This is a genomic window from Bradyrhizobium sp. (assembly GCF_028868675.1).
Classification (GTDB): domain Bacteria; phylum Pseudomonadota; class Alphaproteobacteria; order Rhizobiales; family Xanthobacteraceae; genus Bradyrhizobium.
In genome coordinates this window covers 1-3,824 of the sequence record NZ_JAGWUA010000309.1, presented here as the reverse complement: position 1 = coordinate 3,824, position 3,824 = coordinate 1, and the positions used below count along the sequence as shown (strand labels likewise).

Below are 3,824 nucleotides of genomic sequence, written 5' to 3'. Positions count from 1 at the left end.
GTCCGCGGCACTGAGCTCTACGCGAACAACGTCAGGATGCGGGGCGAATCGCCCCACAGCCTTTGCAAAAGGCTATGTCAGGGACTTCGACGATTGCAAGCAAGCAGCCTGCCGGCCTCGTTCATTTGCGGAGCCGGCGAAGGCCGGAAGATCAGCGCCCGTCGGGCGTGCGCACGCCGGCCCAGCTGTCGCGCACCTGCTGGTAGTGCACGCTGGGATCGTAGGTCGTGGTCGGCAGACCGAGCACCAGCGGCGACAGGCGGCCGATCGCATTGAGCACGGAATAGGACGCCACCACGCGGTCGTGCTGCGCCGTCACCAGCGCGACGCGCGCATTCACCAGCGCCTGCTGCGCGTTCAGGACGTCGAGCGTGGTGCGCTGCCCGGCCTTGGCTTCCTCGCGCACGCCGTTCAAGGCGATCTCGGACGCGGTGACCTGCGCCTGCGCGGACTGCACCTGAGCCTTGCCGGCCTGCAGCTGGCCCCAGGCCTGCACCACGTTGGCGCGGGTCTGGTCCCGCGTCGTCTCGAGGTTGAGGCGCTGCTGCGCCAGGTTTTCCTTGGACTGCCGGATCAGCGCGTATTCCGCGCCGCCCTGATACAGCGGCACGGAGGCCTGGGCGACGGCAGACGCACCGAACGAACGGAAGATCGTCATCGTCTGTTCATAGGACTGGGTGACGGCCGCCTGGAACGTGATGGTCGGCAGCAGCGCGCCCTCGGCGACCTTGACCTGGAGATAGTTGACGTCGATGCCGAACATCGCGGCCGTGACGTTCGGATTTTCGATCAAGGCGAGCTCGACGGCGGAGGGTAGCGTCGCGGGGAGGAAGCGGTCGACCGGCGAGCCCGGCGCGAGATTTTCCGGCTCGTTGCCGATGATGCGGCGAAAGTTCGCGCGCGTCGTGGTCAGATTCGATTCGGCGGTCAGGAGCTGCGTCTTGCCCGCGGCGAGCTGAGCTTCCGACTGCGCCACGTCGGTGCGAGTCACCTCGCCCACGTTGAAGCGGTCGCGCGTCTGCTTCAGCGTCTGCTCGAGTACGCGCACGTTGCTGCGCTGGACTTCCAACGTCGCCGAATCGCGCAGATAGTCCATGTAGACGGTGGCGGCCTGCAGGATCACGGTCTGGTCGAGGACGCGCAGCGCCTCGCGCGCGCCGGAGACCTGGCTCTCGGCGGCCCGCGTCCGGTTGGCGGTCTGGTTGCCGTTGAACAGCGTCTGCGACACCGTCATGCCGGCGCTGCGCGGCGAGTTGGCGCCATGCGTTTCGGTCCGGACGATCGTGTTCGCGTTGCCGCCCGCGGTCACGTTGGTGTCGGTGTATTGATAGCCGGCGCTCGCGGTCACCGAGACCTTGGGGCGATAGCCCGACAGCGCCTGCGGCACGTTCTCGTCGGTCGATCGCACCTGCGCGCGCTGCGCGTTGAGCTGCGGATTGTTCTGGTAGGCGCGCACCAACGCAGCCTCGATCGTGTCCGCCAAGGCAGGCGTTGCCCCCGCAACAGCCATCAGCAGGATCGAAACTGCAGCTCCGGTGAAGAGCTTCACCCCATGCATCCTGTACTTCCGTTCATTCCTATCGCCGGCGCGTGCCCGCGCGCCGGGTGACCAAGTTCGACTGGAGTCGGCGCCCCCGCGCACCATATGCCGCGGTCAAGCGCGACGGAACCACCCGCCGGGGGGCCGCGGTCGAAACTCTTCACGTGCAGCATCCCTGCCACACTTCTGATTCAGAACGGGATTTTAACGGCTTTAAGGCGGGAACCGGCCGTCAGAAGACGAAGGCCGCGGCCCGTTCCAGGCCGGGCAGGACCGGGGCGGCGGCATCGAACAGGGTCCGGAAGCCGAATTCCCCGTGCGACCGGGTCACGACCATGGCCCGCTGCGGCCTGGTCTCGGCGGACACGCCGACCAGCCGCCCGCCCTCCTTGAGCTGCCCGAGCAGCCCCTCCGGGGTGACTTCCGACGCACCATTGATCAGGATGACGTCGTAGGGCGCGCCGGCCGGATCTCCCTCGGCGCAGGGCGCAGCCTTGCAGGCGACGTTGGCGGCACCCAGCGCCGCAAGGGTTTGACGGGCCTTCGCGAGCAGCGCCGAATCGTCTTCCGTCGCAACGACCTCGGCGGCGAGCTTTGCCGCGATGGCGGCGACGTAGCCGGTGGCACAGCCGACGACCAGCACGCGGTCGGTACTGCTGATATCCGCCGCCTGCAGTAGCTTCGCAGTCAGCGCCGGCTTGATCAGGAAGCGCTTGGCTCCACTCGCCTCAGAGACGTCGAGATCGAGGTCGAGATAGGCCAGCGCCTGACGGCTCGCGGGCACGAAGGCCTCGCGCGGCACGGTCAGCATGGCATCGAGAATTCTGCGATCGGTGACGTCGATGGTGCGCACCTGGCCGTCGACCATGTGTTGGCGCGCGCTCGCAAAGCTGGACATTTACGGACCCCGGAAAGCGGACGAAGCCGCAGAGAAAATGTGGCCGCATCCTTGGAACAAGCCCCGCGAAAACGCAACACGGGGCCGGCCGCACGACACTGTCGAAAAGGTAATATAAGAGTGACAAAGACCGATCAAAAGCCGGAGCTATCCGGCCGCCGAACGGGAGCCATGCCATTGGCTAACTAAGAAGCAATCGAAAGCAAACCAAGAGCCCAAGACTCGCACCCACTACGCTCAAGTGCTGATTCAGAGCTGGCACGTCTAGTGCTGACGCGGCCGCTTTCCGAAGCGCGTCCTGATCCATACTGCGGTAATCACCGCGAACGCGCCGAGCAGAACGACTGATCCGAGTACATCCGTTGCGGTATAATCACTTAGCATCATGCGCGACCGAACCACCCGCGCGCGCCTATGCCAGCCGCGTAGCCAAGAAACAGGAAAAGCATTCCGTCACGACTGAGCCTGCCGTGGGCCATTGTCATCATCAGGGAAAACATCAGTCCGCAGAGCGCAAAACGAGTCTCGGGCGTGGTCTCAGATTCAGATGATTTCAGCAGCGACCAGCCGGAGAGAATGACTAGCAGGGCCAGAGCCGCGCCTCCGAGCCAGCCAAATTCCACAAAGGCCTGCAGCAGTGAGATATGGACCTCATGCTGCTCAGTCATGCAGGAATGCTCCATGAATCGATCAAGCCCGATGCCAAACAATCCCGCAGTGGGGAGAAGGCCAATCGCCTCGCGAAAGAGGTGTCTCCGGATCGTGATTGTGTTCTTGCCAAAGTCGTCTGCTGCGCACGATGTCAAAGTGGGTAATGGCTTGAGTGCGTCGATCTCTAGACCGACAAACCTCGCGGTGGTCGTTGAGCGCATCAGCAGCCCCCCAACGACGGCAGCGGCAAGGGTCACAATCAGGATCGCAACATTCCGACGAACTGTTTGTGGAGCCGCAACTATCCCGCCTATGCCAAGCGCAAGCGTCATGGCGACGAACGCGAATCGGACCATGGCGGCGGCGAAGACACCCACCGGAGCAATGATGAGGGCAGCAACGCCGAGAACCTGGCGAGTCGTCAGCCGCACAGACGCCAACGCGAAGAGAAGAAGAGCTAGCGAAATCGTAAACTGCGGCGGTGCCGCGCCGAACTCGCCAAATACCAGGGGCTTGCCGTTGGGGTCGTACCAGCGAAATAGCGCGATCAGCGTGATGATCGACCCGACCACAACGACCGTGGCGGTTGTCCAGATGAAGGACGGGCCAACGCTACCGGAAGGATACAATCGACCAGCCGGATATGCGGCTAGTGAAATTGCGAACAGGAGGGTTTCCTTTGGATCAGCAATCCCATTTATCGCCGTCGAAATCACACAACAGGCAACGAATGTC

3 protein-coding genes are annotated in these 3,824 nt (G+C 63.9%); all 3 read right to left on the bottom strand.

Annotated features, from left to right (window positions below; translation table 11 throughout):
* Positions 1–151: 151 nt before the first annotated feature.
* Positions 152–1,558: a TolC family outer membrane protein gene (locus KGM94_RS24195; protein ID WP_300264937.1), complete on the bottom strand. Its 1,407-nt coding sequence runs from the start codon at positions 1,556–1,558 to the stop codon at positions 152–154.
* Positions 1,559–1,772: 214 nt separating this feature from the next.
* On the bottom strand, positions 1,773–2,438 hold the full coding sequence (locus tag KGM94_RS24190; protein WP_300264934.1) for a protein-L-isoaspartate O-methyltransferase: 666 nt from the start codon (positions 2,436–2,438) through the stop codon (positions 1,773–1,775).
* A 383-nt stretch (positions 2,439–2,821) separates the two neighbouring features.
* On the bottom strand, positions 2,822–3,824 hold a 1,003-nt coding region (locus KGM94_RS24185), incomplete at its 5' end, for a hypothetical protein (protein ID WP_300264931.1).

Coding starts and splice junctions, on each gene's coding strand:
- KGM94_RS24195 (WP_300264937.1), bottom strand. CDS start 1,558: ATGCATGGGGTGAAGCTCTTCACCGGAGCTGCAGTTTCGATCCTGCTG.
- KGM94_RS24190 (WP_300264934.1), bottom strand. CDS start 2,438: ATGTCCAGCTTTGCGAGCGCGCGCCAACACATGGTCGACGGCCAGGTG.